Origin of the sequence: Collinsella sp. OM04-5, from assembly GCF_003439125.1 — a bacterium.
Classification (GTDB): Bacteria; Actinomycetota; Coriobacteriia; order Coriobacteriales; family Coriobacteriaceae; genus Collinsella.
In genome coordinates, this window is sequence record NZ_QSUU01000029.1 from 1 (window position 1) to 1,574 (window position 1,574).

General features: G+C 57.3%; 1 protein-coding gene. It reads right to left on the reverse strand.

All coding sequences use genetic code 11. The features are described from left to right. Positions 1-223 precede the first annotated feature (223 nt). Positions 224-1,438: an MFS transporter gene (locus tag DXB53_RS09805; RefSeq protein WP_199409720.1), complete on the reverse strand. Its 1,215-nt coding sequence runs from the start codon at positions 1,436-1,438 to the stop codon at positions 224-226. Positions 1,439-1,574: the final 136 nt, after the last annotated feature.

A 1,574-nucleotide genomic window follows, 5' to 3' on the forward strand; every position in this document is an offset into this window, starting at 1 on the left:
AGATAGCCCTCCTGGTCGAAATGCATGATCTCGATCTTCTCGGTTTCCTTCATGGCTTTTCCTTTCTGTCCTGCACGCAACTCTATACATCGCGTTTATTTTCGATACCAATTATAGACATACACCTAACGTGTTTTTAATACCACTTATCAATCTGTTCCAATCCTCGGTGAACGGTCGAAATTCTCTGGTGAGTGGTATTAAATTAGAATTGAATGTATAGCTAACACCTCTGGCGCCTCCCTTGTGTGACAAAGAACAGCGTTCCTACCAACGCAATAATGGTCGATGCCCCAAACAGTACCGTCTGGACACCCAAAGCCTCCGCCAAAAACGGAGCCGCCAGCAGCGGCAGCACGCCGGCGCTCATCAGGCCAAAACGCACAAAGCCGGTAATGCGCCCCAGGTATTTGATGTCAGCGCGCTCCTGAATCAAGATCATCTGCAGCGGTTCCAGGAATCCCCAGGCCAGGCCGTTAATCGCCTGACCGATAATCGCGACCCCCAGCATATCGGTGCCCACGTACACCATGGACCCAATGCCCACGGCCATGAGCGCGCCGAGCAGCAATCGCAGGTTGACATGGCGGGCAGAAAGCTTGGTCAGGATGAACGCGCCCACCGAGGAAGTGAGGCCCACGACCGAGGACAGCCAGCCCAGCCAGACGATATCCACGTTGAGCACATCGCGATAGAACAACGACTCCAGCGAATCGAACGCGCCAAACGCAAAGAAGCCCAGAAAGCCCGAGATAAAGATAAGGCGCAGGTCGTGGTCGCGAAACGTAAGTCGCGCGCCCTCGGCCATGCCGCCCAGAATGCCGCCCTTCGGCTTCTCCCCTTTTGCGGGAGCAACACACTCGTGACAGCCCAAGGAGAGCACGGCCGCCACACCCATCATGCCCGCCATGAGCAGATAGACCGATTGCGTGGCAAAACAGCTCACGATGGCACCACCGAGCAACGGGCCAGCGGTATAGGCGATATTGCTGTAGAACACCATGAGACCGTTCACGCGGGTACGGCCCTCGGTGGTCGACTCCAGGTATCCCGGAAACGCATGCGTGCAGGTGTTGATAAAGCCGCCCGCAAGCCCCAAGACGCACGCGGCAAACACAAGCCCGGGGACAGACAACGGCGCCAACCCCACGCCAAGCGATAGCACCGCCGTAATCACGCACGTCACAAACGACGTCCGGCGCGGTCCAAAGCGGTCGATGACCGAGCCCGACACCATATTGCCCGCCGACGTCATAAGATTGCGCACGAGCGTAATGGCAGCAACCAAAAAGGCCGTGCCAGCCAGATCATACGTCGCCGCGCCGATAAGCCCTAAAAAGTACACCGCGTTGTTGGCGCACCATTGCAGGGACTCAATAAGAATCAGCCTGACTTCTGCCGGCGTCAGGCGCATTGCTTCGCGATCCTTCGCGAACATACGAACTCCCTCTATACAAGTAAGGGGATGGAGGGCATAGGCCCGCTCCATCCCCTTACCAGGTTGCAATGACAGTCTATGCAGCCGGGCCCTTACGCCAGCACGCCGAAGAACGCGCCGACGATGCCCACGGCCA

Coding starts and splice junctions, on each gene's coding strand:
- DXB53_RS09805 (WP_199409720.1), bottom strand. CDS start 1,438: ATGTTCGCGAAGGATCGCGAAGCAATGCGCCTGACGCCGGCAGAAGTC.